The organism is Streptomyces sp. NPDC051684 (assembly GCF_044453445.1).
Classification (GTDB): Bacteria; Actinomycetota; Actinomycetes; order Streptomycetales; family Streptomycetaceae; genus Streptomyces.
The window spans coordinates 86,789-112,527 of record NZ_JBITCS010000015.1; the positions used below are offsets into that span (position 1 = coordinate 86,789).

Here is a 25,739-nt window from a genome sequence, read left to right on the forward strand (position 1 = left end):
CGCCCGTGTTCGCGAGGGGTGTGTCAGCGGTGCGGGGCCGGGGCCGGGGCCTCGCGGCGGGTGGACTCCCGGACGACCAGTCGGTGACCGACGACCGTGTGCTCGGGCGGCCGTTCCGGGGAGTCCTGGCGGGCCAGAATTGCGTCGATCCCGCGCGCCGCGAGGCCCTCCATGTCGTGCGCGATCGAGGTCAACGGCGGGGCGGTGAAGCGCACTTCCGGCGCGTCGTCCCAGCCGAGCAGGGCGACATCCCCGGGCACCGTCACCCCCGCCTCGCGGAAGGCGGCGCTCGCGCCGACCGCGAGGAGGTCGGCCGCGCACACCAGCGCGTCGAAGTCGGCCGCGCGCTCCACGAGAACGCGGGCCACCCGGTACCCCTCCTCGCGACTGTGCCCGCCCACCTCGAAGGCGAGCTCGTCCGCGAGTTCGAGCCCAGCGGACCGCAGCGCGTCCCGCACTCCCTCGAGCCGCTCGTACGCGGGCCCGGCCCGCCGCCCCAGGCCCGCGCCCGCGAAGGCGAGGCGCCGGCGGCCGAGCGCGAGCAGATGCTCGGTGGCCTCGACGGCGGAGCGCCTGCTGTCGATCGCGATGTGGTCGAACGAGCCGCCCGGCACGTGCTCGCCGAGCAGTACCGTCGGGACGTCGCTCTTCAGCCGCTCCAGCTCGGCGGGGTCCATCGCCACCGGGCAGAACAGCACGCCGGTCACGCCACGGCTCGGATAGCCGCGCGCGATGGTCGCCTCCTGCTCCGCGCTGCCGCCCGTCTCGTCGATGAACAGCGTGATCGCGCGCCGGTGCGCCTCGGTGATCACCACGTGGGCGAGGTGCGCGAAGTAGGGCGAGGTGATGTCGGGCACGGCGAGCGCGAGCACCTGCGCACGGCCCGCCCGCAGCTGCCTGCTGACCAGGGAAGGGGCATAGCCGAGCGCCTCGATCGCGGCCTCCACGCGGCGCCGCTTGTCCTCGGTGACGTAGGGGTGTTTGTGCAGCACGTTCGACACCGTGCTCGCCGACACCCCGGCCTGCCGCGCGACGTCCTTGACCGTGGGTCGGCGCACCCGGTCCCCCATCCTGCACAAGCTCCTTGATCAGGCGATACGTGGGGCTCAGCTTATGTCGAGACGTTCGAGTGCCGGCCCGCGCACGGCACTGCGCCTGCGGAAAACTCCATCTGCGCGGTTCGGGCTGCGTGTTGGTACTCGTAAATGACTCCGCCGGGGCGGTCTCCGAGAACAGGGGCGTCGGAAGGGCCGATACCGGCCCCTTACAGTCGTTGGCATGTCCCATATGATCCCCCCTGCTGTGTGCCGCAGTAGGGGGACATGGGGGGATTTCGTGCTCGACGCGAAGCAGCATCAGGGCAAGTTCGGCGAAGACTACGTCCGTGTGCTGGCCTCCGCGGCAGGGCTGATCGTCGTGCAAGGCGATATCGACGCAGACGGGGTCGACCTAGGGTTCCGTGCCGCTGGCCGTTACGGACGGACGATGTCACCCACGGTCGAGGCTCAGATCAAGACATGGTCGAAGCCGTCCGTGTCGAACGGCCACCTGAACTTCCGCGGGCTCAACGAGCGGCAGTTCAACAAGCTCGCCGGTCCTGACTTCACCGTGCCCCGGTTTCTGTTCGTCATCTGCGTCCCCGCCGACAACCAGGCGTACGCGGCCATGAGCACCGACGGTGTGCTGCTCCGCCACCTCGGCTACTTCGTGTCGCTTCGTGCCGAGGAGCCGATCAAGGACCCTGACTCTTGCCGAAAGCGTCCGGTGAGGGTTCCGACAGCGAACGTGCTCACCGTCGCCTCACTGCGCCGGCTCACCGAGACGCAGTCCGACTGGTAGGGGAACCGATGACGATTCCGCTGAAGGTCGACGACATCGCCAGCTATCTGGCGGACACGGGTTGGGAGCGAGACCCGCAAGGCTGGCGCGGAGCGAATGTCTGGCAACACCCGGGCGAATACGAGGTGTTGGTACCCGCGCGCGACGGCATGGGTGACAGCGACAGCCGAGTACGGGAGATCCTGCGCTGTCTGTGCGTGCTGGAGGACCGGCCGGTGGGCGACATAGCCCTGGAGATCGCCCGACCGCAGCTGGACAAGCAGTCCTTCCGCACGTTTCCCACCGGCCACGACCCGGGCTACACCTCGCTGCTCATGGGTACGCAGACGGTTCTGGGGGTTCGCAACGTCCTGACGGCGGCGGCGCGCGCCGCCGTGCAGGGCCCGCACTTCGTCTTCGCCGGTCGGCAACCGGCTGTGGTGGGTGGCCTCCTGCGCGCGGCCGAACTCGGCCCCTCCCGCGCCGGGAGCTACGTCGTCGAGATCCGGGTGGCGGCGGACGCGACGGCCCGAACACCGAGCGGGGAGCAGGTCACCGGTCGGGCCGTGCTGGTCCAGATGCTGGAGGCGGTGAGCGCGGCCCAGGCAGCCGTGGCGGCGGACGCACCCGCGGCCTTCGACGAGACCGTCACGGCCGGCGTCTCCGCGGATCTGTGCAAGGCGCTCAGCCAGTTCTCCGGTTGCGACCGGAGCGAGCCCTTCGAGATCGGTTTCCGGTGGGCGCGCTCGCAGCCACGCGAGGTGGCGGCACGCGTCGTCGCGTTCCCGGAGACCTCGGGATCGCTGCTGCACGCCGCGTCCGTGCGGCTTCGCAGCCTCAACGTCACCGGTGCCGCGACGGTCGCCGGTGTGGTCGAGGGGCTGCATGACGACTCCTCCGGAAACGACCGGTGGCGGATCAAGGTCCGTGGTGAGTTGAGCACCGAGCACGCCGAACTGGCCCGGCGGGCCGTCTGGGTGCGGCTCCCGGACCAGGCCTCGTACGACCGCGCGATCACCGCCCATCGGGAACGGCAGCTGATCACTGTCATGGGTGAGTTGTCCAAGAGCATGACCGGCCGGGTGGAACTGGTGCCCGCGCGGGGGTTCGACATCTGACCGGATTTCGGCTCATCGAGTCATCGAGGAGGGGTCTGTGCCTACGGAGTTGACCGTACGGGACCATGCATCGCTGTTCGCCCTGATGGTGGTCGCACGGCCGGTGACCAACCGTGAACTGCGCGAACTCGCCGGCCTTGAGATCACCGCGGCGGTGCGACGGCGAGTGAACCAGGATGCCGAGCGGATCGTGACCAGGAAGCCCGGCGCGGTCAACACACACCAGCTGACGACCGCGGGCCGGACCTGGTGCGAGTCCGCTCTGGTGGCCGGCCGCCCGGACGGAGCGAAGTTTCCGGCCGGGGTGCTCTACGCGATCCTCGACAACGTCGGACAGTACCTGGCCCGCTCCGGGACCAAGTTCGGCGAGTTCTTCCAGCCCGACGCCGAGGCGTGGATCCGCGCGGTCTACACGGAACTCACCGTCCGCCGGAAACCGGGCAGTTGGGTCAGGCTGTCGAGGCTGCGCCCCTGGCTCGAGGATCTGCCGCGCGGGGCCGTCGACGCCGAACTCGACCGGATGATCGAGCAGGCAGACGTACAGCTGATGGGGGAACTCAACCGGCGCACGCTCAGTGACGAGGACCGCAGGGCCGCCGTCGACATCGGCGGCGAACCCCGCCATCTGCTGCGGATCGGACCGGCGTGAACGGGGAACTCGCCGCCCTGGAGAAGCTGTACATCAACACCGCGCTGACCCAGGAAGAGATCTGGACACCGGTGACCTCCTACCACGTCGACGGCCTTCACCCCGAAGTGTTCCGGCGGCTGGGAAGGGCGATGAAGGCCGTCGAGCGCGCCCACTCGCCCGTCGCGACCGTGGTGCGTGGCGAGAGCGGCTCGGGCAAGACGCATCTGCTCGGCTGGACCCGCCACGAGATCCAGGAGCGCGGCGGCTTCTTCTTCTACATCAAGCTCGTCACCGGCCGGAACTTCTGGGAGAGTGCCGCCGACAGTCTCGTCGACAGTTTCTACCGGGCGGACGATGGCGACCAGGCACAACTGATTCGCCTGCTCGACGAGCTTTCGCGCCAGGCTCGCCTCGACACGGACACCCACACCGCCGTCACCGGTCGGCGCGAGTTGACGCGCGCCCATGTCGACGCGTTCGTCCGGGGGATCCGGACCATCGACCGACAGGTGGGCAACGAGGCCGCGGACACGGCCCGCGCGCTGGCGCTCATGGCCTCCATCGGCGATCCCGTGGAGATCGGCAGGGCCTACTTCGCGCTCAACGACGACGACGGGGACAAGCGCGCCGCCTGGGGGATGTCGCCGGGCGGGCGACCGGCTCAACTCGTCGTCCGCGATCTGACGCGCCTGTTCGCCCTGGTCGGGCCGCTGGTGTTCGCCTTCGACCAGCTCGACACCCTGGTGTCCGCCGCGGAGACCTCGTCGCTGACCTCGCCCGCTTCCGGCGAGGGCCGGGCCGCGAAACGGCTGAGCGGTGAGATCGCCACCGGCCTGATGGAACTGCGGGAGGAAGCCCGCCGGACTCTGATGGTAGTGGCGTGCCACGAGGACACCTGGGAACAGATTTCCCGGGCGGCGGTCCGGTCCGCCCTGGACCGGTTCGAGGTGCTGCCGGCGCTCGGCGCGATTCCCGACGAGGCCACCGCCGCCGCCATCGTCAGCAGCCGCTTTCGGCCCTACTACGAGTCGGTGGGGTTCACCCCGCGGTATCCCACCTGGCCGGTCACCTCGGCGGCGCTGGCTGAAGCCCCGCACCGTCACACCGCACGGCGGCTGCTCATCCGGATCCAGAAGCACATCGAGGCGTGCCTGCAGACCGGCACGGTGGCCGAATTGACCTCGCTGGCAGGCGCAGAGCCCGCCGCAGCCGCACCGCCCGCACCGGCGAGTACCGTGAACCTGAGGACCCTCACGGAGTCCTTCGACAAGCTCCGTGCCGATGCGGACGACCTCGGGCCGATCGACCTTACGACCGAGGACGGGTCGATGCCCGCTCTGCTGGGCGCGGGGCTGCGGAGTCTGCTCAGGGAACTGGGTGCCGACGAGACGCGGTTCTCCATCGAGACCGACTTCGGCCGCAAGGCGGCGTTGCACGCGCGGTTGCGCTATGTCGTGGAGGAGGCCAGCGAGAACGAGTTCCACTGGTCCTTCCGGGCGATCGCCGCGACCAACGCCATCGCCGCCCAGAACCGGATCCGTAACGCGGCCGTGGAGGCAGGCCTGACGGCCGGCCTGGCGAGTCGCCGGCTGATCCTGCTGCGGAACATGCCGTACCCGAGCGGCCCCAGGACCAAGGACATCAAGGACGACTTCGAGGCGCGGGGCGGAGTGTCGCTACCGATCGGCGCCGCCGACCTGCGGACCCTGGCCGCCCTCCGGGCCATGCTCGACGCCCGTGCGGCAGGCCTGGACGCATGGCTGCGACAGGAGCGCCCCGCTTCACGCATCGAGGTGTTCGCGACGGTGCTGGGTGACTTACGGCAGCATCTCGGCATCGCGACCACGGAAGTCGGCTCCACGGTCGCGGTGGACGCGGCGGGCATACCGGAGGACGCCGAGCCCGCTCGTACCGAAATCGTCGTCGGAACCACGGTCCGGGGCGGCCGTTCGTTTGCGGTACCCATGGAACAGCTCCGGATGCACACCGCGGTGGTGGGTGCGGCGGGATCGGGCAAGACGGTCCTGGTCAAGCGACTTGTGGAGCAGTGCGCTCTGCACGGCGTCTCGGTGATCGTGCTGGATCCGAACGACGATCTCGCACGGCTCGGTGACCCGTGGTCCAGCCCGCCGAGGGGTTGGACGGGCGACCATGAGCGTGACGCCGGACGCTATTTCGCGGATGTCGAAGTGGTGGTGTGGACACCGGGTCTGAACCGGGGACGTCCGATCTCCTTCTACCCGCTTCCCGACTTCGGTCCCGTCCTTGACGACGAGGACGACTTCCCCCGTCTGGTCAGGTCGACCGTGACCTCACTCGCGCCACATGCCGGTGTACGCGGTAGCAGTGCTCGCGCGATCCAGCAGCTGGGGGTCCTCAAACGTGCCCTCGAACGGTACGCGCGCGACGGCGGCAAGACCCTGGCCGGCTTCGTCGAGCTGCTCGCCGAGCCTCCGAGCGACATCGTGAACAGCAGGACCAGTCGCTTCGCGGTTCAGATGGCGGACACGCTGGAAGCCGCGATGGAGACCGACCCGCTGTTCGGGGAGTCCGGCGCACCCGCCGATCCCGGCATGCTCCTGATCCCGTCGCCGGGAAAGACCGCCCGTATCTCGGTGATCAGCTTCGTCGGCCTGTCCGGCGACGGACCGGCCCAATTCGTCAGCCGCCTCCAGGCGACCCTGTTCTCATGGTTCAGGGCACACCCGGTCGGCGACCGCCCCCTGGGCGGGCTGCTTGTGATGGACGAGGCTCAGAACTTCGTGCCCTCCGGTGCGTCGAATCCGAGTACGGAGAGCACAGTCGAACTCATCCGCCAGATACGCAAGTACGGACTCGGGATGGTCCTCGCCTCACAGCTCCCCAGAGGGATCCACAACCAGGCGCTGGGCAACACCGCGAACCAGTTCATCGGCCGACTCACACAAGTCGCCCACGTCGAGGCGGCCACGACCATGGCCCAGGCGCGGAACGCGGTCCTCGACAACCTCGCCGGTCTCAAGGCCGGCATGTTCAACGCCGCAAGTGAGGGGACCGGATTCAGCAAGATCGAGGTGCCGATCTGCCTCAGCCACCATGATGTGCCGCTTAAGGAGGACGAGATCGTCGAGCGAGCCCGCCGGGGTACCTGAGCGGTCGTGAAGTGGTGAGCCCATCCTTGCCCGTGCCGAGACCCTGGCCGCCCTGCGCTGGTGTGTCCGTGCCGAAGACCCTGACCTGCGCGGTCAGGGTCTTCGGCACGGACAGGGTCGGCCAGACCGAGGCCCGCATGGCCGTATTCACATGACTCGCTCGGTTCAACAACCGGCGCCGTCATTCCGTGTTCGGTCACATCAGCCCAGTCGAGTTCGATCGAGGGTCGCTCCGCAGAGCCACTTGCATCCACGCAGAGCTGGGGTCGGTGACCTTTCGTCCGAAGCGCGAGGCGATCCTGGTCCACCTCGGCCGCGACCCGGACTCGGTCGAGTTGGAGGAAGGCCTCAGCCGGGGCATGTGTGGCATCGGGAGTCCAGGCCTGTCGCTCGGATCAGGTCACCCGACACGATCTACGCGGCTCACACGCCTCGCCGGAGTGAGACCTTAATGTCCCAAACGTGCCTCATCCTATTAAATGCCGCACTGCTGGTGCCCGGTCCGGCGCCGGGCGCGCGGCCCGTCATGGCCGTTGGCTGACGGTCGCAACTCTGGTGGCAGCAGGCACCATCGGCCCCGCGGCGGCGGCCGCCGCCCCCTCGGCCGCACCGTCGGCCGAGAACCGCGCCGTGCGCGCGGCGCCCGGCCCGCTCCAGCTGCAGAAGACGGTGACACCCGACCCGCTCACCGTTGGCGACAGCGGCATCTACACCCTGGTCGTCACCAACGCCGGCGACGAGACCGCCCACGACGTTGCCGTCACCGACACCCTCGACTCCCACCTCAGCCTGGACGGGGCGGCCTCCGACGGGTGCACGGTCTCCGATGCCACCGTGACGTGCGGCGGCGCCGGTACCGACCTGGCGCCCGGCGCCTCCGCCACGTACCGGATCCCGGTGACCGTCGACCCCGCCACCACGGACGGCACGAACATCGTCAACCGGGCCGAGGCCACCAGCAGCGACGCCCAGGGCAACCAGGCGCAGACGATTACGATCGCCCAGACGCGGACCAACGTGAAGCTCAGCAAGTCCGGGCCTGCCGAGGTCAATCCGGACGGCAGCTACACGTACACGTTCACTGTGACGAGCGAGGGCCCCTCGAATGCCGTCGACGTCACCATCGAGGACAACACCGACGGGCTCGACCTCGACATCGAGGACCTTCCCGACGAATGCCCACCCAGCGGCACCACCGTCACCTGCCCTCTGCACACCCTTGCCCCGGGCGAGGTACGCACGGTCACCGTCACCGTCCACGCGCACGACGACATCGCCCCCGGCACCGTCATCGAGAACTGCGCCAATGTGGACACCGGAAGCCGTGAGACGGACACCGCCGACAACCGGTCGTGCGTCAGGACCCAAGTGGTCCCCGGGCCCGACGACTCGACCTCGCCGATGCCCACCCCGACGGACACGACCTCACCGACCCCCACCCCGACGGACTCCAGTTCTCCCACCTCCTCGGCATCCCCCGACCCCAGCGCGACCCCCAACCCCACGTCGAGCAACCCGTCGGTGACTCCCTCCCCGACCAAGAGCGCACCGGCGCTCCCCACCGGGCCCGGGTCCCCCCAGGGCGACGGTCAGCTCGCCGTCACCGGAACCTCACGCTCCGGCATCCTGGCCGCGGTCGCCTTCGCGCTCACCGCCATCGGCGCCGGCACGGTGCTCGCGGTGCGCCGCGCCCGTACGCGACGGCACTGAGACGCCGGACCGTCCTGTCCCGGGCCCGGGACAGGACGGAGCGCGCTCAGGAGGCCGGTGCCGGTGTCTGCTCCGTACCCAGCTGCACCGCCATCGTGTCCCGCACGGTCTCCTGGTAGTGACCGTCGTCGCCGTACACCTGCGCCAGGGACGGAATGCTCTGGTCGAAGGCGAGCACCTCGGCGAATGTGCCGGGCATGTCCGGGTCGGTCCAGTCGGAGCACACGTGCTGCCGGTCGAGGTACTCGCGCAGCTTGAAGCGTCCCCACTGGCGTGGCCTACCCCCTCCCCGCAGCGATGACGTTACGAGCCCCACAGGGTCAGCTGTGTCGAGCGGGATTCGCTTGATCACCGACGGGCGAGCAGGAAGTCGCGTATTCGCGCTCCCGCACTTCGGATACGCGCTGGGTGGCGAGAGGCTTCGCGTGGGGCTGTGTCCCCGGATGCGGCGCGGGCGACGCAGGCGCGACGGCGGGAAAGAACCAAGCCACCTTCGGCTCGACCAGGTAGTGGAAGCACTTCCTGACCGGTGAGGTGCACAGCAGTGTCATCATCGCGGCGGCGAGGACGGTGACGGCGAGGCGGCCCAGGGGGCTGTCCACCCAGTCCATCGCGTACCAGTCGTCGACGCGGGCGAACCGGATCGGGTAGATGTGCAGCAGGTACGCGTACAGCGTCCCCGCTCCCAGCGCGGTGAACCAGGCACTGTGCCTGGGCACCCATGCCAGGAAGGCGGCGGTGAGGACGAGCGAGCAGCCGAAGAGTGCGAACGTCATCATCACGCCGGTCCAGGCGGGCACGCCCAGTTCCTGGGCCGCTTTGTCGTGCAGCAGCCAGGCGTTCGACATCTTCGGCACGGCCCAGTACGCGAAGCCCAGCGTGCCGACGCCGACGACGGCCGCGAGGGGCCGCGCCGCCCGGTGCCGCAGGAGCCGGAAGTGGTCCGGGCGCAGCTTCAGTCCGAGCACGAAGAACGGCAGGAACTGGGCGATGCGCATCAGGTCGAAGTCGGCGCCGATGCTGGGCGTCACGCTGGCGCCCGCGGCGATGACCAGCGACACCGGGAGCGGCCAGCGCATGCTCTTCCACAGCGGCGTCGTCAGGCGCCACAGGAAGAGCGCGACGAGGAACCACAGTGCGAAGCCCGGCTGCTGGTAGTGGAATTCGCGGTCGGGGTTGTCGATGACCCGCATGAAGAGGGTGTAGAGCGTCTGGAAGACGATGTACGGCAGTGCCACTCCCGTGACCAGCCGCCTCAGCTGGCGCGGTGTGCCCTCGTAACTGCGCGATAGGTAGCCGGAGACGATGATGAAGGCCGGCATGTGGAAGGCGTAGACGACCATGTACAGGGCGCTCGCCGCGCGGCTGTTCGCGGCGAGCGGCGCCCACGAATGGCCCAGGGCGACCAGGACGATGGTGAAGTACTTGGCGTTGTCCAGAAAGGGATCCCGCTGCCGCTCCGCCGGCCTGGCCGCGCTTGGCCCGTGCCCGTCGGGTCTGAGCGGCGGCCCCGTTGACTGCGACGCAGAGGCTGGGGGCAACGGTGCACGCTTGGGGCCGAGTGTCGTCATCACCGGGCGACGCTAGTGCCTGGCCCTGAGAAAATCGTGAAATCGGTGCTTTGAGCTCGTAACGGGAGCTTGTTGAAGGGGCTGCGGCGCCCATGAGGACGTGCCGGCCTGTTGGCCGCGTAGGAGTACCGGTGGGGGCGGGCCTTGGTTCGTGACCCTCGCTGCTGCTGGTCGCCGCGCACGCCGGGGCGCTGGTGTGCGCGGCGACAGCGGTGCTGCGAGGTAGGAGCCGCCACGCCGTCAACGGCGGTGCGGCACGTGCCCAGGCCGGGCGGCGTCGGCTACGGCTTCGGCTCCTGACCCGGTGGCGGCGGGGTCACCGGCTCACCCGTGATGACGTGGGGCGGCGGCGCCGGCTCGTCCTCCTGCTCCTTCATCGCCTTGGCCTCGGCCTTGAGGATGCGGGCCGACTTGCCCGCGCTGCGGGCCAGTTCGGGCAGTTTCTTCACCGCGAGGACGAGGATGATGACGATCAGGATGACCGCTATCTCGCTGAGTCCGAACATGGTCAGTCCTCGCCGCCCTCGTCCTCGTCGTCGCCCTCGAAGAAGTCCCCGACCTCGTCGACGACCTCGGCGGCGACCATGCCGCCGACGACGCCCACGGCGAGCCCTGCCGCACCCGCGGCGATCGCCGTGCCCATGCCGGGACCGGAGCGGTGGTGCCCGCCGTCGTGGTGGTGCTCGCCGTAGTGGGGCTGCCCGTGGTGGTGGCCGTACGGATCTCCGTAGTGCCCGCCGTGCTGGGTGCCATGCGCCGGGTGCTGTTCGACCAGCTGACGGATCCAGCCCTCGACCATGGCATTCCAGTCCTGCTGGTGGACCACGTCGTGGCCGACGGAGAAGCGGTTGACCGCGTCGTGGCCCCCGGAGAAGAGGCCGCCGCGTTCGTCGGCCTCCAGGACCACCTCCATGCCGCCGGGCGTGGCGAGGAAGGTCAGTTCGATCTCGTTGACGGCGTGCGCGTACTGCGGGGCCGGGGTCAGCTCGATCTCCTGGTAGAAGGGGAGCTGCTGGCCGGTGCCGCCGATGTGCCCGTACTCCAAGTCGGCCGACTTGAAGCCGAATCCGAGCTGCCCGAAGGCCTCGAGAATCGCCTCCTGGGCCGGGAGCGGGCCCACCGTGAGCGGGTCCAGGTCGCCCTTGTCCTTCGCTCCGGCGACCGCCAGTTCCGTGCGCACACCCAGGACGATGCCGAGCCCCTGCCCGTACAGCTCGGTGACCGGTGTCTCCCACGGCAGTGTCACCGTGAACGGGACGCTCTGCTCCGCGCCCTCGGCGAGCCGGAACCCGCCGCCGACCGTGAACCGGTCGAAGACCACCACGCCGTGGCTCTCCCCGTCCTCGTGCTCGGCCTCGACGCGGGCGACGAGCTCCAGGGTGATGTGGTCGATGTCGAAGTCGCCGCTGCCACCCTTGAGGTGGACCTGGCCGGAGAGGGTGCCGCCGGGAGCGGCGGCCCCCGGGGCGAGGACGGTGTCGACGGTGGGGCCGCCCACACCGAGCGAGCCGAGCAGTCGTTTGAACACCATCGAGGCGTTCACTCCCTTTGTTCGTACGAGGGTGACGAAAACCGTGTGGACGTCGGGGAACAAGCTCGCCGACGTCCACGTTCTACAGGCGCGTAGAAGCTTAGGCGGTGCCTGCCCGTGTCCGGTGCACGGCGGGCGCTGCCGGGCAGGGAAAGTCCGAAAGACGTTGTTGATCGGGTCTTTTGGAGTGCTTGACGAGCGCGCTTTGCCGTGCTTTTACCATGGTGGTGGGGCTGTCGCCCCGTCGAGATGCCGGGATCGTCCGATCCCCTGAACGAGAAGGAGCCACAGCCCGCGATGGGTGAGCCTCCCAGTAGCCGGCGCTGCGCCGTGCCTCAACTTCTGACTGGTGCCGATGTGCGACGGGCGGAGGTGGGGCGGCGATGACCGAGGCGCTGTTGCTGGTGCTCGCGCTGCTGCTCACGCTGGCCTGCGCCGTGTTCGTGGCGGCCGAGTTCTCCCTGACCACGGTGGAGCGCGCGGATCTGGAGCGGGCCACGGAAGCGGGGGAACGCGGCGCGTCCGGAGCCCTGAAAGCCGTACGTCGGCTGACGTTCCAGCTGTCCGGCGCCCAACTCGGCATCACCGTCACCTCCCTGGTGATCGGCATGCTTGCCGAGCCCTCCCTCGCGGCCTTGCTGCGCGGGCCGCTGGAGGCGGCCGGGCTCGGCGGCGCCGCCTCGTCGGTCGCATCCGTGCTCGGCGTGGCCGTCTCGACGGTGATCCTGATGGTGATCGGTGAACTGGTGCCGAAGAACTGGGCGATCGCCCGTCCGGTCGCCGTGGCCAAGGTGGTGGCCGGACCGCAGCGCGGGTTCACCGCCGCCTTCGGTCCGTTCATCCGGCACCTGAACAATACGGCGAACCGCTTCGTGCGGCGCTTCGGCCTGGAGCCCGCCGAGGAACTGGCGTCCGCGCGCAGCCCGGAGGAACTGGTCGCCCTCGCCCGGCACTCCGCCGCCGAAGGGGCCCTGGAGCCCGACTCGGCCGAACTGTTCGTGCGCACCCTGCACTTGAGCGAACTGACATCCGAGAACGTCATGACGCCCCGCGTGGACGTGCGGGCCCTGGAGGCGCACGCGACGGCCGCCGACGCAGCCAATTTCACGCACGCCACCGGGCTTTCCCGCTTCCCCGTCTACCGAGACAGCCTCGACGAGGTCATCGGTACCGTCCACATCCGCGACGTCCTCGCCCTCGCTCCGGAGGAGCGGCAGCTCACCCAGGTCACCGATCTGGCGACCGCGCCCCTGCTCGTCCCCGACAGCCTGCCCGCCGACCGGCTCCTGGAGCGGTTGCGCGAGACCCGCACCATGGCGGTCGTCATCGACGAGTACGGGGGCACGGCCGGCGTCGCGACCGTCGAGGACATCGTCGAGGAGGTCGTCGGCGAGGTGCGCGACGAGCACGACCCCGTCGAGACGCCCGACCTGCAGCCGGTGTCCGAAGAGGCGGGCGACCGCCGGGCGTGGGTGGCCGACGGTGGCGTCCGCATCGACCAGCTCACCGGGATAGGACTGAACGCGCCCGACGGGCCGTACGAGACCGTGGCCGGACTCGTAGCCACCCGCCTGACGAAGATCCCGGCTCAGGGCGACAGCGTCGATGTGGACGGCTGGGAGCTGACCGTTCTTGACGTCGAGCACCACCGCGCCGACCGGGTTCGCATCGTCTCCCCGGCGCCCGCCGTCGAGACCGACGAGCTGCTGGAGGAGGCCCGATGACCGCCCTGCAACTCGCCATCGGCGTACTGACGCTGCTCACCAACGCCTTCTTCGTCGGCGCCGAGTTCTCCCTGATCTCCGTACGCCGGAGCCAGATCGAGCCGCGCGCGCAGGAGGGGAGCAAGCGGGCCCGTTCCACCCTGTGGGCCCTGGAGCACATCAGCGCCATGCTGGCCACCGCCCAACTCGGCATCACGGTCTCGTCGTTGGTGCTCGGCGCCGTCGCGGAACCCGCGATCGCCCATCTGCTGGAGCCCGCCTTCGAGGCGGTACACGTTCCGCACGCCCTGGTTCACCCGGCCTCTTTCGTGATCGCCCTGACGGTGGCGACGTACGCCCACATGCTGTTCGGCGAGATGGTGCCCAAGAACATCGCACTCGCGGCGCCCGTGCGCACCGCGCTGCTGCTCGGCCCGCCCCTGGTCGCCCTCACCCGCGCCCTCAAACCGGTCGTCTTCGGCATCAACGCGTTCGCCAACGCGCTGCTGAGGCTGCTTCGTGTCGAGCCGAAGGACGAGGTCGAATCGGTGTTCACCGACGACCAGCTGGCCCGCATGGTGCTCGACTCCAGCGAGGCGGGGCTCCTGTCTCCTGCCGATGGCGAACGCCTGCGGGACGCCCTGGAGCTGGGGGCCCGCCCGGTCGGGGAGATCGTCGTGCCCGGGCAGAAGATGCGTACGATCACGGACACCACCACGCCCGCCGAACTGGAACGGGCCGCGGCCGACGCCGGCTTCTCCCGCTTCCCGGTCACGGGCGCGGACGGAGCGTTGCTCGGCTACCTGCACATCAAGGACACGTTGGGGGTGGCCGAACGGGATCGTGCGTTCCCGCCCGCCATGCTGCATCCGCTGACCCGGGTACGCATCGACACCCCGCTCGACGACACCCTCACCGCGCTGCGGGCCGACGGCAGTCATCTGGCCGCGGTCACCGGGGACAAGGGCACGGTCATCGGGTTCGTGACGATGGAGGACGTACTGACGGAACTGGTGGGTCCGGCCGCGCCCACACCGCTGTGACGGTTTTCGGGCAGAAGGCCGGGCTGGAACGGAACCCTTCCCACGGTCCGCATGGTCGACGCGGATTCCTTGATGCGGTCCCACAGGACACAGACACAGCTGGTGGCGAAGGAGAACGATCTGAAGTCCGGGGCCTTCCAGGACGCGTCCATGGCGATGTGCGCGCTGGTGGCGGCGGCCGACGGCACCATCGACGCCTCGGAGCGGCGCCGCGTCGCGCAGCTCATCATGAGCAATGAGGTGCTTCAGAACTTCGACGCCACGGACCTTCAGAAGCGCTTCGAGGCCAACCTCGACAAGCTGACGGCCGACTTCGACTTCGGCAAGGTCAGCGTGTTGCAGGAGGTCGCCAAGGCGAAGAAGAAGGAGGCCGAGGCGCGCGCTGTGATCCAGATCGGCATTGTCATCGGCGGTGCGGACGGCGACTTCGACCCGACCGAGCGGGGCGTCGTGCGCGAGGCCTGCCAGATGCTCGGCCTGCCGACGCGCGAGTTCGACCTGTAGGCGGAGTGATTCAGGGGACCGGTGGGCTTTCGCCTGCCGGTCCTTTGTGCGTCACAACGGAGTCGCCGCGTGGAGCAGGGCCGCCAACGTCAGCGCCGAGTTCGCGGAAGACAGAGCGGAGGTCACGGCCCCGGCGCCGGCCGTCCAGGCCGCGAGCCCCACGGTGGTGAACACCATGGATCTGCCGGGCGCCCGCAGCGGCAGCGCGAGGAGGCCTGCGACCCGGCAGGGGACGGGCCCCGCCGCGGCGAGTGCAGCGAAGACGGGCTCGCGCACCGCGCCACCGGACATCGCCACCTTGCCGATGGCGCGCGCGACCACCTTGCGGTCGCCCAGGCGTTGCGCTGCCTCCTCGTCGGCCCACCGTTCGGCCGTGTACGTGACGGCCGAATGCAGCGGACGCAGAAACGGGTTGGCGCGGGCCGCGAGTCGGACCGTGAGCAGATGCCGGTGATGCCGGGCCGCGAGATGGGCCCGCTCATGGGCGAACACGGCCCGCCGGTCCGCGGGCCGGAGGCGCTTGAGGAGCGACGTGCTGACCACGACGCGGCAGCGTCCCGACCGGGCGGCGGGCAGGGCGTAGGCGTAGGGCCGCTCGTCGGGCAGCACTACTACTTCGGTTTCCGGCAGGCCGGCGAGCGCCACATGGGCGTCGCGGCGTAGCGTGACGTGCCGCCACAGTGTGCGCGCACCGGCGGCCACGACCGCCAGCAGGGCTGGGACGGCCGCCTTGCCCACGATCTCGTCCTGCGGGACGGCGGCCCGCACCTGCGGGTCCGACCAGCCGTCCGGCAGCGGATTGCCGGGCAGCTGCGCTGTACCGACGATCATCAGCAGCGCCAGGCATGTGGTGCTGCAGGCGGCCATCACGGCGGCCACGGCTGTGAGGAGTCGTGTCGTGGTGCGGGATGGAGACGATGTGCGGCGAGCCGTGCGACCGGCCAGGCCGTGAGCGGCAGAACCAACGGCAGGAATACGAAAATGCCCATGACCTCAGTCGGCCGCTTCCTCGTCGGCGCGACGCAGCAGGCCGCGCAGCATCTGCTCGTCGCCTTCGGGCAGGGACGTGACGAAACTGGCCAGAACCGCCTCCCGGTCGGGCTCGGCGTCCAGCACTTTGCGCATTTTCAGGGCCGCGAGACCGGCCTCGGCGGAAGTGGCTGTCCACAGGAACGACCGGGCCCTCCCACTGACGCGTGACCACGTCCTTGGCGTGGAGGCGGGCCAGGATCGTGATCACCGTGGTGTAGGCAAGGTCGCCGCTGATCTGGTCCCGCACCCATCCGGCGGTCTTCGGGGCGTCCGCCGCACGCAACACGGCCAGGACCTGTGTCTCCAGCTCGCCCTGGGCGCGTCGTTGTTGCCCGTGACGTGGGTCCGGCACGCTGCTCCTCCTGTTCGCTGAGGGTGGGTGGGTCTGCTCATCATCGCTGCTCGTGCGCGGGAGTTCACGCTCTACCGGCTATCTTCTACACGCATGTAGATTTGAGGCAGGGGAGGGGCAGGTCAGATCCGCGCTTGCCGGGGCCGACGGATTGGCCGCCCGGGCCATCTGACATATCGGGGAAGAGTGTGCGAGTACCACAACGGATACTGGCGCGGGGCGAACGGGGAGCTCGCTTTGGGGAGTTGCTCGAACAGGTGCTGGCGCAGCCTGAATTCGCGCGACTCCCGGCAGAGGTTCGCGTCCGTCTGCGTGACGAGGCGACGCGCGAACGCCTGCTGACCGAGGCACAGGCCGCGGCCGAATACGCGGGCTACCTTCAAGCACGGGGAACAACCACGGCGTCTCCGGCCTTCTCCCGCGCGCGGGACGGTGTTCTGCCCGCCCTCGCGGTCCTCGTGCCCGCCATCTCGGCGATCGCCGCCGCGGTCTTCCTGGGCTCGGATTCACGCTGAAGTTCTTCCTGGCCCGCATCTCGCTGGGTGGCGGACTGGTCGTGGCGGGAGTGACGTGCGCGGTGGTGGCCGCGACGGCGGGACTGGTCGGCGTGGTGTGCCGCACTGGTGGAACGGGGGCTCGTGCCGTTCTTGAAGGCTCACCTAGGGCTTGTCGTTTGGATCAGGCCGGGCTCGCGGGGCCTGGCCTGATCCAAACGACAAGCCCTAGCGGGATGTTGAACGGCGTCGTGGCCCTTCGGACGCTTCATCAGCCCGGCCGCGTGTCCCCCAGAGGCGTCTCGGCCTCATGCGATGCCGGTGAGGCGGCCTGCACCAGGCCCGTCTCGTAGGCCATCACAACCGCTTGGACCCGGTCGCGGAGCTGGAGTTTGGCCAGGATGCGGGAGACGTGTGTCTTGACGGTGGTCTCGGACAGGTGGAGGCGGGCAGCCAGTTCAGTGTTGCTCAGGCCCCGGGCGAGCAGGAGCAGAACATCGAGTTCGCGTGGGGTCAGTGCCGCCATGCCCGGGTGAGGTGCGGCCGGTGGCGCTGCTTCGGGGTCTCGGCGGGCGTGGCGTTCGACGAGGCGGCGGGTGATGGCCGGGGCGAGGAGGGCGTCGCCGGTACGGACCAGGCGGACGGCGGCAACGAGGTGTTCCGGCGTGACGTCCTTGAGGAGGAAGCCGCTGGCGCCGGCCGCCAGCGCCTCGTAGACGAGGTCGTCGAGATCGAAGGTGGTCAGCATGATGACGCGGGGTGCGGTGGCCGCCTCCGAGGAGTCGCGCAGGATGCGGCGGGCGGCCTCCAGTCCGTCGAGTTCGGGCATCCGGATGTCCATCAGCACCACCTCGGGGCGGGTACGCAGCACGGCGTCCACGGCCTGGGCGCCATCGGCGGCCTCGGCGACCACGTCGATGCCGTCAGCCGTGAGGATCATGCGAAAGCCGGTACGGACGAGCGCCTGGTCGTCGGCGACCACAACGCGCAGCGGGTGGTCCGTCACGACGCCTCCAGGGAGATCAGGGCGGCGATCCGGTAGCCGCCGTCCGGGGTCGGTCCGGCGTCGAGTGATCCACCGTAGACCGCGATTCTCTCGCGCAGGCCGATCAGTCCATGGCCGCCCCCGCCGGCCGCGCCGGCGCCCGGTGTGCCGCCGGTGTCGCTGACCTCGACCCGCAGGGACTCGGGCTCATAGGTCAGTGTCACGGTCGCTCTCGCTCCCCGTGCGTGCTTCATGGTGTTGGTCAGCGCCTCCTGGACCACCCGGTATACGGCCAGGCCGATGCCTGACGAGACCTGGCAGGGGGTGCCGGTGACAGTCAGCTCGACCTTCTGGCCCGCTTCGCGTACCCGGTCGACGAGGTCGTCGAGCCGGCCGAGGTCGGGCTGAGGGGCGAGATCTTTGGCGGACGGTGAGGTGCTGTCCTCGGCGTTCATGGTGAGCAGGCCCATGGTGTGCCGCAGTTCGGTCATCGCGGAACGCCCACTTGCTTCTACGGCAAGGAGGGACTCGCGGGCCATCGCGGGTTCGGCGTCCATGACCTTCCGCGCGGCGCCGGCCTGGATGACCATCATGGAGACGTTGTGGGTGACCACGTCGTGCAGGTCGCGGGCGATACGAGCCCGCTCACGCTCGGCGGCGCGGCGCAGTTCCTCGGTCTGTTCCCGTTCCAGGGCCGCCATCCGTTCTTGCCGTGCGTCGGCGCGCAGCCGCCACTGGCGCATGCCGTCCGCGACGACGGCCAGTGGCACCACGATGAGCAGCGGCACGTACTCGTTCTGGATGGTGGGCACATCCGGGGTCCTGGCACCGTTCAGGACGAGCAGTGCCACGGCGACGCTGGCCAGGGTAGGTATCCGGTATGGGCTGTGCATGACGGCGGAGTACGTCGCGACCAGCGTCGCATAGAGGATCATGCGCGCCTCGCTGCCCGGCGCGATCAGCCCTGCGGCGATCACCGCCCAGAGCACGGCCAGCGGGTAGCGGCGGCGCAGCGCCAAGGGAAGGGAGCACAGAAGCATTGGCGCCAGCGCGCCGATGTAGTTCCCGGACCCCTCGACCAGGCGCACCGTTCCGTCAACGATCTTGTATGTGCGGTCCATGCCGACACTCAGGCCGGAGTTGACCGCGGCGATCGCGGCGAACAGGGCGAAGGTCCCGTCGAGGACCAGGGCACGCCGGGTAGGCCGTGGCGCGGGGCCGGTCGGCCGCCTCAGCGCCGCGCACCCGAGTCTCAGGCGGTCCGCCGCCGATACGTTCGTCACCCATCGATTGTCACAGGCGGCGCGCGCCGCCTGCGTCCTCCTTTCGGCCGGGGCCGGCTGCCCGCGTACTTCGCTGGTCTACATCTGGCGGAGGACCCCGGCCGGGGTCCTCCGCGGGCAGGAGGGGAAAGGGGCCGGACGCCGGACGCGCCCGACCGCCCGCCGCTCATAGCGTCCAGCGGTGCCGGTCAAACGGACCGGCCCGCAGAGGAGGACGACGCGTGACTGCCGCACCTGCCGCACTGAGAGCCCGTGGCCTGGGCAAGAAGTACCGACATCACTGGGCACTCTCGGACTGCACACTCGATGTCCCCGCGGGCCGCGTCGTCGGCCTCGTCGGCCCCAACGGGGCAGGTAAGTCAACCCTGTTGAACCTCGCCACCGGCATGCTCGCCCCGACCACGGGCACCATCGAGGTCTGCGGCGGCCGCCCGGCCACCGGCCCCGCCCAGCTCGCCAAGGTCGGCTACGTCGCCCAGGACACCCCTACCTACGCCGCCCTGACCGTCGCCGAGCACCTCACGCTCGGCGCCCGCCTCAACCCCCGCTGGGACGCGGCCCTCGCCCGCGACCGGATCCACCGCATCGGCCTCGATCCCGGTCAGCGGGCCGGGCGCCTGTCCGGCGGGCAGCGCGCACAGCTCGCCCTCGCCCTGGGCCTCGCCAAACGCCCCGAACTCCTGGTCCTGGACGAGCCGGTCGCCGCACTCGACCCCCTGGCCCGCCGCGAATTCCTGGACGATCTCACCGCCGCCCTCGACGAGCAGGAACTGACGGTCCTGCTCTCCTCCCACCTGGTCTCCGACGTCGAACGGGTCTGTGACCACGTGATCGTGCTCGTCGACTCCCAAGTCCAAGTAAGCGCCGGAACAAGCGACGTGATCGCTGGACACCACCGCCTCACCGGTCCGGTCAACGCCCCTGCCGACGTGCCCTCCGGGCACCACATCGTCTCGACGTCCCACGTCGGCGGACAGGCCACCCTCGTCGTACGTGGAGCCGTCCCTGCCACCGGCGACCCCGCCTGGACAGCAGGCCCGCTTTCCCTCGAAGACATCATCCTTGCCTACATCGGCCAGACCGACACCCCCACCCCGCGCACCCGCCCGACCGCCGACCTGGAGACCCGCTGATGATCTGGCTGACCTGGCGCCAACTGCGTACCCAGGCAACGGCGGTGATCGCCGCACTGGTCGGCCTCGCCGCCCTCCTGGCTGCGACCGGCCCCCACCTGACCGGCCTGCACACAACCGCCGGACGCGGCCTCGTCCAACAGCTCACCCCCACCGACACCACCCTCTACTTCGTCGGCGGCATGGCCGTACTCCTCGTGCCCGCTCTCATCGGCATGTTCTGGGGAGCCCCACTCGTCGCCCGCGAACTGGAGACCGGCACCCACCGCCTCGCATGGAACCAGGGCGTCACACGCACCCGCTGGCTGCTCACGAAACTCGCGCTCACCGGCCTGACCGCCACCGCCGCCACCGGACTGATCACCCTCGCGGTCACCTGGTGGAGCAGCCCGATCGACCAGGCGGTCGCCGCGGGTGGATCCGACAACACGGACAACTTCGTACCCCGCATCGACCCGGCGATCTTCAGCGCCCGCGGCATCGTCCCGCTCGGCTACACCCTCTTCGCCTTCGTCCTCGGTGTCGCCTTCGGAATCGTCATCCGCCGCACGCTCCCAGCCATGGCCGCCACTCTCGCGACGTACACCACGGTCATCCTGGCCCTGCCGATGTGGCTCCGCGAACACCTTGTCCCCGCAACCACCGTCACGGTCCCTTTCACCCGCGACCGCATGGCCAACTACCTCCTCGATTCCGTCTCCCACGTCGACATCGGAAAGCCGGACGTGTGGGTCACCGCCGAGCAGACCCTCGACGACACCGGACAGCCGGCCCATGGCATGCCGTCGGCGTACACCGACTGCGAGTCGATCAAGTCGTGCGTCGACGCCCTCGCCAGGGCCGGCTACCACCAACGCGTCACCTATCAGCCCGCCGGCAACTTCTGGACCCTGCAGTGGACAGAGTGCGGCATCTTGCTCGTTCTCGCCCTTTCCCTCGGCGCGCTGTGCGTCTGGTGGACGCGGAAACGTCTCAACTGACACCAACCGGCTTCAGCAAAGGCACACGCAGAGGAGACAGGCGCATTTCTGAGGACGCTTCGTCGGGCCGAAGCCGCAGGCCGGTGGGGCAAGGTGAAGGCGGGTGACAGCCGCCGGTGTTCTCGGGCCTCGGGCATGTCACTGCCTCGTTCGGCAGACGTCACTTGGACGGTCGGCGCACCCCGTTAGATCCCATTCCCGTGAGCAGCAACACGATTCCGTTACCCGAGCGCACCCGCTCGCACCGCCCTGGCAGCCCGTTGCCGTGCCATCGTCGGGGCACGCTGGTTCGCCGTCGCCGTCTTCGCCCTGATCCTCGGCAACGCCGCCGTTCTCGGCGTGGAGACGTACAGCGGTGTCACCGACCGTTTCGACGAGGAACTGAAGCTGCTCGGAACCACCCCCGTCAGTCGCAACTTTCCATGGATCGCAGCGCAACTGAAGCCACAGGCCTTGCGGGAGGACCGCATCCTCCAGGAGATCCACGCCACCGGTGGCGACGTCCGGCGCATGTGACCTCTTCGGCCTCTCGATCGCTGCAGCCCTCCGATACGCCGCCACCATCGAGCACCCCGACCTGGCTGGTGGGGTTGGTGACGCCGCCGAGGGCAAGGCCCAGGGGTAGCGAACACCCGAGTGGGCGGCCGTGACGAGCGACTGCGATCGTGGGGGCCATGGGTGAACTGGTGGAGCGAGTCGACGAGCAGGACCAAGTGCTCGAAGTCGTCGACCGGGGCGAGGCAATTCGTCACGAGTGGCTGCATCGCGTCGCCACGGTTGTCTGCCGCGATCCCGTCGGACGGATCCTCGTGCATCGTCGTCCCGGCAACACGTCCCGCTTCCCGGGGAAGCTCAACTGGATGCTCGGCGGCGCGGCCGAAGTCGGCGAGTCGTACGAGGAAGCAGCGGCCCGCGAACTGGCGGAAGAACTTGGCGTACAAGCAGCCCCTCGATTCGTATTCAAGTTCCTGTGCGCGGGCGTGATCAGCCCCTACTGGCTCGGCCTTCACGAGGCCGTGATCGAGGGGCCTGTGCAACCTGATCCAGGTGAAGTCGCCTGGCACGGCTGGCTCTGCGAGCGGGAACTGGAAGACCTCGTCCGTCAGCAGGGCTTCGTGCCGGACGCCCGTGAGGCATTTGACCGGTATCGCGCCTTCAAGCTGACGACTCGACCCGAGGGTTAGGCTCGCCATGGGCCACGCCCCCTTGGGCTCATGGGAATCACGACGTCGGTATTCGTGAACTCACGGACGTTGTCGTCAATGTTCTGATCGGTGTCGTCATCACCTCGCTCGACGAGGAGACTGCGTCCTCCATGCCGGGGAACACGTGACTCGACAGCTGTGTCGAAGCGTCGGACCAAGGAGGCAGCCATGGAGATCTCCGGCATCTTCACCGCGATCATCATCGGCATCGTGATCGGCGTACTGGGCCGCTTGGCCATCCCCGGTCGGCAGCACATCGGCATCTGGTGGACGATCCTCGTCGGTATCGCCGCGGCACTCGTCGGCACAGCCATCGCCGGCGCGCTCGACGTCGCCGACACCAAGGGCATCGACTGGATCGAACTGGCCATCCAGGTGGGCCTTGCCGCCCTCGGCGTCGTGGGAATCGAGCGCTTCAAGGGGCGCCGCTGAGACCGGAGGTCGCCGGGCCTCGACGATGGGATGCCCTGTCCCGACAGCTGTGATCGGCGCCGTGGCCGGGGGTGCTCACAGCACACGACGGAGACCTGGCGGCCGCCGGATCCCGGCGGCCGCCAGGTACGCCGACACGGCTCCGGTTGCCGTCCCAACTCCCCATGCCGCCGACGAACACAACTCTCGCGTTGGTCGCGCCTGCGTAACCGCCGCTGATCGGCCTGTACTTGTGGTGCGTGTAGTGCGGGGCGTCGCCGCCGGCCAGTAGGTGCGGGCGATCCGGCGGTAGGCGGCGACCTCGGCCAAGCGTGAATGGCTGTCGGCGAGGGCAAGGTCGGCCTCGCTCTCGCTGCCCCGGACGGGGATCTCGGCGAGCGTCCAGCGCGACCAGGGCAGGGGCGGACGGCTTCTGGCGCTCTCGGCGCCCGCCGCGTGGTCGAAGGATGCGGTCCGTGTGGCCGTCTCGGCGGTCTGACGGCATGGTCCGTTGCAGTGCGGGGCCAAACGGTGGCTGGATCAACTCGCGGAGGGTGCGCAGGGGTTGCCGCTGAGCCGGGCCGGGCGGGCCCGTTTGTCGCTGAGCGTGCGCCCCGGCGGAGCCCTGCCGAAGGTACGTCGGCAGCGGGGTGTGACGTCTCGGCAGGACCGCGCAGCACTTCTGACAGACGGGCACCCTGGAGCCCTCAGCGCGTGTGCCCCCGCGGGCACTGTGCGCCGAGGGAGTCGATCCCGCGCCAGTGATGAGCGCAATAGGGGACATCGCAGTCGGAGCAGAACCCGGCATCGCCCTTGAGGCCGGCGGCGTGCACTTGCGCGTAGGTGCGGGGGTACCGGAATGCGACGCGAAAACGATCGACGTCCGCTGCGTCGAGGCTCTCCCCGATGCCGTTCTCGTACGCGTCGCTCTCGACGATCAGCCACCACGAGTCAGGGGTGCGTACGTGTTCATAGGACGCGCGACGCTCCAGCCCCCAGGACTGCCAGCTGACGGGGACGACTCCGGGTGGCGCGAACTCCAGGCGGGCCACCTGCGCCTTGCAGAGCGCGCACGCCACGCTGAGGACGAACCAGAGGGCTGGTAGCTGTCTCATCTGACCCTGCCGGATGGAGCGTCGGGCACCGGACGGGGCCATCTTTGCACGGTGCAAGCCCTGAGGTGCGGCGAGTGACCGAACCTCTGCCTTTGACATGTTTTGCATAATGCAAAGATATGGAAGGGGAAGTGATGCAGGGTAGAGGGATCGCGCGTCGAGCAGTGCGTTCGATGCGCGGCGGGTCCGGTGCGGTGATGGTTCTTGCGGTGCTGGTGGGGGCGGGGGCGGGCCTCGGTTCCATCGTCTTCCGGTGGTGCATCCAGACATTCACCCATTGGTTCTCAGGGCACGGCGACTATGCGGCATCGCCGGGGAGCGGCAATCCGCATGTTCCCTGGCTCGGCCCGTTCTTTGTACTTCTCACGCCGGTGGTGGGCGGGCTCCTGTACGGGCCCTTGGTGAACCGGTTCGCGAAAGAGGCGCGCGGGCACGGTGTGCCGGAGGTGATGCTGGCTGTTGCCCAGCGCGGCGGCCGGATCAGCCCGAAGGTCGCCGTCGTCAAGACGCTGGCCTCGGCGCTGACCATCGGCTCCGGCGGTTCGGTGGGGCGCGAGGGGCCGATCGTGCAGATCGGCTCCGCGCTCGGTTCGACGCTCGGCCGGTACGTCAAGGTCACCGAGGAGCGTATGAAGCTGCTCGTGGCGTGCGGTGCGGCGGGCGGAATCGCGGCCACGTTCAACGCGCCGCTGGCGGGGGTCTTCTTCGCGATGGAACTCATCCTGCAGGCGTTCACGCTGGAGGCGTTCGGAGCCGCGGTGCTGGCCAGCGTCACGGCGAGCGTCATCGGCCGGGCCGCGTTCGGCGACGTCGCCTTCCTTCATCTGCCCGCATTCCACGTCGACCACCTGGGTCAGTACGCCTTGTTCGCGCTGCTCGGCGTCGTCGCGGGCGCCGTAGGGGTCGGCTTCTCACGGATCCTGTACGCGATCGAGGACGCCTGCGACTGGGCCTGGCGCGGGCCCGAGTGGCTGCGCCCCGCGGCTGGTGGACTCATCCTGGGCCTGGTCCTGCTGGCACTCCCTCAGATGTACGGGGTGGGCTACCCGGTGCTCGAGAACGCCACGCAGGGCCAGTACGCGGTCGGATTCCTGCTGCTCCTGCTGGTGGGCAAGATGATCGCTACGAGCTTGACCATCGGCATCGGTGGCTCGGGCGGGGTGTTCGCGCCGAGCCTGTTCATCGGCGCGATGCTGGGCGCCGCGTTCGGTGCAGGTGCACACGGCCTGTTCCCCGGCTCGGCCGGCGCGGTCGGCGCGTATGCCTTGGTCGGGATGGGAGCCACGTTCGCCGGTGCGTCACGGGCTCCGATCACGGCTGTGGTCATCCTTTTCGAGTTGACCGGCGAATACTCGATCATCCTGCCGCTGATGCTGGCGATCGTGCTCGCCACCACCACGGGTCGCGTCCTGTCGCGGGACACGATCTACACCCTGAAGCTGCGTCGGCGCGGCATCGACCTGGACGGCCCCGCTCCCGGCTCCGTCATCGGCGGTCTGCACGTCTCCGCCGTCATGGAGCCACTGCCGGCCCCGTTGTCCGCCGCCGTCCCGCTGTCCGAGGCGGCCGCGCTGCTGAGCCGGTCCGGGCACGGCGCACTTCCTGTGCTCGACGCCGACGGCGCGTATGCCGGCGTGGTCACCTCCCAAGCGGTGGCCGAGGCGATGGCCGAATCGCCGGACGGAGCACCTCGTACGGTGGGTGAACTCGCCGACATGCCGCGCCGGATCACCAGCGGCCAGACCGTCGCCGCGGCACTGCACATCCTTGTCGCCGCGGCGGGGACCGGGGTGCCGGTACTGGACGAGGGAGAGAGCTTGCCCATCGGGTGGCTCAGTCATCAGGGCGTCCTGCACGCGGTCGCCGCCCGTGCTTCGGGACCCCACCCGGACGCGGCGCGCACTGCGGTACCGGTCGCGGCGTGAGTGTGTCTGCTCCGTGACGAGGACGGTCGTCTCGCGCCTGGGGCGAGGGCCGCTTCGGCGCCGG

General features: G+C 69.6%; 23 protein-coding genes and 2 pseudogenes. 15 read left to right on the forward strand and 10 right to left on the reverse strand.

Annotated elements, in window-relative coordinates; genetic code table 11:
- Positions 1–23 precede the first annotated feature (23 nt).
- Positions 24–1,070 carry a LacI family DNA-binding transcriptional regulator gene (locus ACIA8D_RS19575; protein ID WP_399233719.1) on the reverse strand — a complete coding sequence of 349 codons (1,047 nt, stop codon included), beginning with the start codon at positions 1,068–1,070 and terminating at the stop codon, positions 24–26.
- 265 nt (positions 1,071–1,335) lie between these two features.
- Here ACIA8D_RS19575 and ACIA8D_RS19580 point away from each other — a divergent pair, with 265 nt between their 5' ends.
- The 5 genes from ACIA8D_RS19580 to ACIA8D_RS19600 all read left to right on the forward strand — a co-directional run bounded on the left by ACIA8D_RS19580 (position 1,336) and on the right by ACIA8D_RS19600 (position 8,408).
- Positions 1,336–1,839, forward strand: coding sequence for a DUF4365 domain-containing protein (locus ACIA8D_RS19580; RefSeq protein ID WP_399233720.1), 504 nt, complete (start codon positions 1,336–1,338; stop codon positions 1,837–1,839).
- An 8-nt stretch (positions 1,840–1,847) separates the two neighbouring features.
- Positions 1,848–2,936 carry a hypothetical protein gene (locus tag ACIA8D_RS19585; RefSeq protein WP_399233723.1) on the forward strand — a complete coding sequence of 363 codons (1,089 nt, stop codon included), beginning with the start codon at positions 1,848–1,850 and terminating at the stop codon, positions 2,934–2,936.
- Positions 2,937–2,973: 37 nt separating this feature from the next.
- Entirely contained in the window at positions 2,974–3,585 is a 612-nt protein-coding gene (locus ACIA8D_RS19590; protein WP_399233725.1) for a hypothetical protein, read from the forward strand.
- Positions 3,582–6,698, forward strand: coding sequence for a helicase HerA domain-containing protein (locus tag ACIA8D_RS19595; protein WP_399233727.1), 3,117 nt, complete (start codon positions 3,582–3,584; stop codon positions 6,696–6,698). The genes ACIA8D_RS19590 and ACIA8D_RS19595 overlap by 4 nt, the downstream gene beginning before the upstream one ends.
- A 555-nt stretch (positions 6,699–7,253) precedes the next feature.
- A complete protein-coding gene (locus ACIA8D_RS19600) occupies positions 7,254–8,408 on the forward strand; it encodes a hypothetical protein (RefSeq protein ID WP_399233729.1) in 1,155 nt (384 codons plus the stop codon).
- Positions 8,409–8,454: 46 nt separating this feature from the next.
- Here the strand turns inward: ACIA8D_RS19600 and ACIA8D_RS19605 are convergent, their stop codons facing one another.
- The 4 genes from ACIA8D_RS19605 to ACIA8D_RS19620 all read right to left on the reverse strand — a co-directional run bounded on the left by ACIA8D_RS19605 (position 8,455) and on the right by ACIA8D_RS19620 (position 11,510).
- Entirely contained in the window at positions 8,455–8,607 is a 153-nt protein-coding gene (locus ACIA8D_RS19605) for a hypothetical protein (protein WP_399233731.1), read from the reverse strand.
- 121 nt (positions 8,608–8,728) lie between these two features.
- Positions 8,729–9,949, reverse strand: a complete 1,221-nt coding sequence (locus ACIA8D_RS19610; RefSeq protein ID WP_399233733.1) for an acyltransferase family protein — start codon at positions 9,947–9,949, stop codon at positions 8,729–8,731.
- A gap of 311 nt (positions 9,950–10,260) precedes the next feature.
- On the reverse strand, positions 10,261–10,485 hold the full coding sequence (locus ACIA8D_RS19615) for a twin-arginine translocase TatA/TatE family subunit (protein WP_399233735.1): 225 nt from the start codon (positions 10,483–10,485) through the stop codon (positions 10,261–10,263).
- A gap of 2 nt (positions 10,486–10,487) precedes the next feature.
- Positions 10,488–11,510, reverse strand: a complete 1,023-nt coding sequence (locus ACIA8D_RS19620) for a sporulation protein (RefSeq protein WP_399233737.1) — start codon at positions 11,508–11,510, stop codon at positions 10,488–10,490.
- A 383-nt stretch (positions 11,511–11,893) separates the two neighbouring features.
- Here ACIA8D_RS19620 and ACIA8D_RS19625 point away from each other — a divergent pair, with 383 nt between their 5' ends.
- From ACIA8D_RS19625 to ACIA8D_RS19635, 3 genes are read left to right on the forward strand one after another with little or no spacing between them, the layout of a single operon-like run.
- Complete coding sequence (locus tag ACIA8D_RS19625) at positions 11,894–13,234, forward strand: hemolysin family protein (protein WP_399233738.1); 1,341 nt, start codon at positions 11,894–11,896, stop codon at positions 13,232–13,234.
- Positions 13,231–14,256, forward strand: coding sequence for a hemolysin family protein (locus ACIA8D_RS19630; RefSeq protein WP_399233739.1), 1,026 nt, complete (start codon positions 13,231–13,233; stop codon positions 14,254–14,256). The genes ACIA8D_RS19625 and ACIA8D_RS19630 overlap by 4 nt, the downstream gene beginning before the upstream one ends.
- Positions 14,257–14,307: 51 nt before the next feature.
- Positions 14,308–14,760, forward strand: coding sequence for a tellurite resistance TerB family protein (locus ACIA8D_RS19635; RefSeq protein WP_399233741.1), 453 nt, complete (start codon positions 14,308–14,310; stop codon positions 14,758–14,760).
- A gap of 51 nt (positions 14,761–14,811) precedes the next feature.
- Here ACIA8D_RS19635 and ACIA8D_RS19640 read toward each other — a convergent pair.
- Positions 14,812–15,749: pseudogene (locus ACIA8D_RS19640) on the reverse strand (M56 family metallopeptidase).
- Positions 15,750–15,753: 4 nt separating this feature from the next.
- A pseudogene (locus ACIA8D_RS19645) lies at positions 15,754–16,144 on the reverse strand (BlaI/MecI/CopY family transcriptional regulator).
- 245 nt (positions 16,145–16,389) lie between these two features.
- Between ACIA8D_RS19645 and ACIA8D_RS19650 the strand changes: the two are divergent.
- Positions 16,390–16,659: a hypothetical protein gene (locus tag ACIA8D_RS19650; protein ID WP_399233742.1), complete on the forward strand. Its 270-nt coding sequence runs from the start codon at positions 16,390–16,392 to the stop codon at positions 16,657–16,659.
- 250 nt (positions 16,660–16,909) lie between these two features.
- Here the strand turns inward: ACIA8D_RS19650 and ACIA8D_RS19655 are convergent, their stop codons facing one another.
- Positions 16,910–17,644 (reverse strand): response regulator, encoded by a 735-nt coding sequence (locus tag ACIA8D_RS19655; RefSeq protein WP_399233745.1) that lies wholly within the window; start codon positions 17,642–17,644, stop codon positions 16,910–16,912.
- The gene (locus tag ACIA8D_RS19660) at positions 17,641–18,906 is read right to left on the reverse strand and encodes a sensor histidine kinase (RefSeq protein WP_399233746.1); all 1,266 of its coding nucleotides are present in this window, start codon (positions 18,904–18,906) and stop codon (positions 17,641–17,643) included. The genes ACIA8D_RS19655 and ACIA8D_RS19660 overlap by 4 nt, the downstream gene beginning before the upstream one ends.
- A 221-nt stretch (positions 18,907–19,127) precedes the next feature.
- On the opposite strand from ACIA8D_RS19660, the gene ACIA8D_RS19665 reads away from it, so the two are divergent.
- From ACIA8D_RS19665 to ACIA8D_RS19685, 5 genes are all read left to right on the forward strand, one after another.
- A complete protein-coding gene (locus ACIA8D_RS19665) occupies positions 19,128–20,039 on the forward strand; it encodes an ABC transporter ATP-binding protein (protein ID WP_399233748.1) in 912 nt (303 codons plus the stop codon).
- On the forward strand, positions 20,039–21,019 hold the full coding sequence (locus tag ACIA8D_RS19670; RefSeq protein WP_399233749.1) for a transporter: 981 nt from the start codon (positions 20,039–20,041) through the stop codon (positions 21,017–21,019). Before ACIA8D_RS19665 ends, ACIA8D_RS19670 begins: the two co-directional genes overlap by 1 nt.
- 339 nt (positions 21,020–21,358) lie before the next feature.
- Positions 21,359–21,535 carry a hypothetical protein gene (locus ACIA8D_RS19675; protein WP_399233752.1) on the forward strand — a complete coding sequence of 59 codons (177 nt, stop codon included), beginning with the start codon at positions 21,359–21,361 and terminating at the stop codon, positions 21,533–21,535.
- A gap of 158 nt (positions 21,536–21,693) precedes the next feature.
- On the forward strand, positions 21,694–22,203 hold the full coding sequence (locus ACIA8D_RS19680) for an NUDIX hydrolase (RefSeq protein ID WP_399233754.1): 510 nt from the start codon (positions 21,694–21,696) through the stop codon (positions 22,201–22,203).
- Positions 22,204–22,392: 189 nt separating this feature from the next.
- On the forward strand, positions 22,393–22,656 hold the full coding sequence (locus ACIA8D_RS19685) for a GlsB/YeaQ/YmgE family stress response membrane protein (protein ID WP_399233756.1): 264 nt from the start codon (positions 22,393–22,395) through the stop codon (positions 22,654–22,656).
- Between the two features lie 686 nt (positions 22,657–23,342).
- Here ACIA8D_RS19685 and ACIA8D_RS19690 read toward each other — a convergent pair.
- Positions 23,343–23,750: a hypothetical protein gene (locus ACIA8D_RS19690; protein ID WP_399233758.1), complete on the reverse strand. Its 408-nt coding sequence runs from the start codon at positions 23,748–23,750 to the stop codon at positions 23,343–23,345.
- A 197-nt stretch (positions 23,751–23,947) separates the two neighbouring features.
- Here ACIA8D_RS19690 and ACIA8D_RS19695 point away from each other — a divergent pair, with 197 nt between their 5' ends.
- Positions 23,948–25,675, forward strand: a complete 1,728-nt coding sequence (locus ACIA8D_RS19695; protein WP_399233926.1) for a chloride channel protein — start codon at positions 23,948–23,950, stop codon at positions 25,673–25,675.
- Positions 25,676–25,739: the final 64 nt, after the last annotated feature.

What these genes read in the sequence shown, in the direction of transcription:
- ACIA8D_RS19575 (WP_399233719.1), bottom strand. Translation starts at nt 1,070, where the DNA reads ATGGGGGACCGGGTGCGCCGACCCACGGTCAAGGACGTCGCGCGGCAG.
- ACIA8D_RS19585 (WP_399233723.1), top strand. Translation starts at nt 1,848, where the DNA reads ATGACGATTCCGCTGAAGGTCGACGACATCGCCAGCTATCTGGCGGAC.
- ACIA8D_RS19605 (WP_399233731.1), bottom strand. Translation starts at nt 8,607, where the DNA reads ATGCCCGGCACATTCGCCGAGGTGCTCGCCTTCGACCAGAGCATTCCG.
- ACIA8D_RS19615 (WP_399233735.1), bottom strand. Translation starts at nt 10,485, where the DNA reads ATGTTCGGACTCAGCGAGATAGCGGTCATCCTGATCGTCATCATCCTC.
- ACIA8D_RS19620 (WP_399233737.1), bottom strand. Translation starts at nt 11,510, where the DNA reads ATGGTGTTCAAACGACTGCTCGGCTCGCTCGGTGTGGGCGGCCCCACC.
- ACIA8D_RS19625 (WP_399233738.1), top strand. Translation starts at nt 11,894, where the DNA reads ATGACCGAGGCGCTGTTGCTGGTGCTCGCGCTGCTGCTCACGCTGGCC.
- ACIA8D_RS19630 (WP_399233739.1), top strand. Translation starts at nt 13,231, where the DNA reads ATGACCGCCCTGCAACTCGCCATCGGCGTACTGACGCTGCTCACCAAC.
- ACIA8D_RS19635 (WP_399233741.1), top strand. Translation starts at nt 14,308, where the DNA reads ATGGTCGACGCGGATTCCTTGATGCGGTCCCACAGGACACAGACACAG.
- ACIA8D_RS19670 (WP_399233749.1), top strand. Translation starts at nt 20,039, where the DNA reads ATGATCTGGCTGACCTGGCGCCAACTGCGTACCCAGGCAACGGCGGTG.
- ACIA8D_RS19680 (WP_399233754.1), top strand. Translation starts at nt 21,694, where the DNA reads ATGGGTGAACTGGTGGAGCGAGTCGACGAGCAGGACCAAGTGCTCGAA.
- ACIA8D_RS19685 (WP_399233756.1), top strand. Translation starts at nt 22,393, where the DNA reads ATGGAGATCTCCGGCATCTTCACCGCGATCATCATCGGCATCGTGATC.
- ACIA8D_RS19690 (WP_399233758.1), bottom strand. Translation starts at nt 23,750, where the DNA reads ATGAGACAGCTACCAGCCCTCTGGTTCGTCCTCAGCGTGGCGTGCGCG.
- ACIA8D_RS19695 (WP_399233926.1), top strand. Translation starts at nt 23,948, where the DNA reads ATGGTTCTTGCGGTGCTGGTGGGGGCGGGGGCGGGCCTCGGTTCCATC.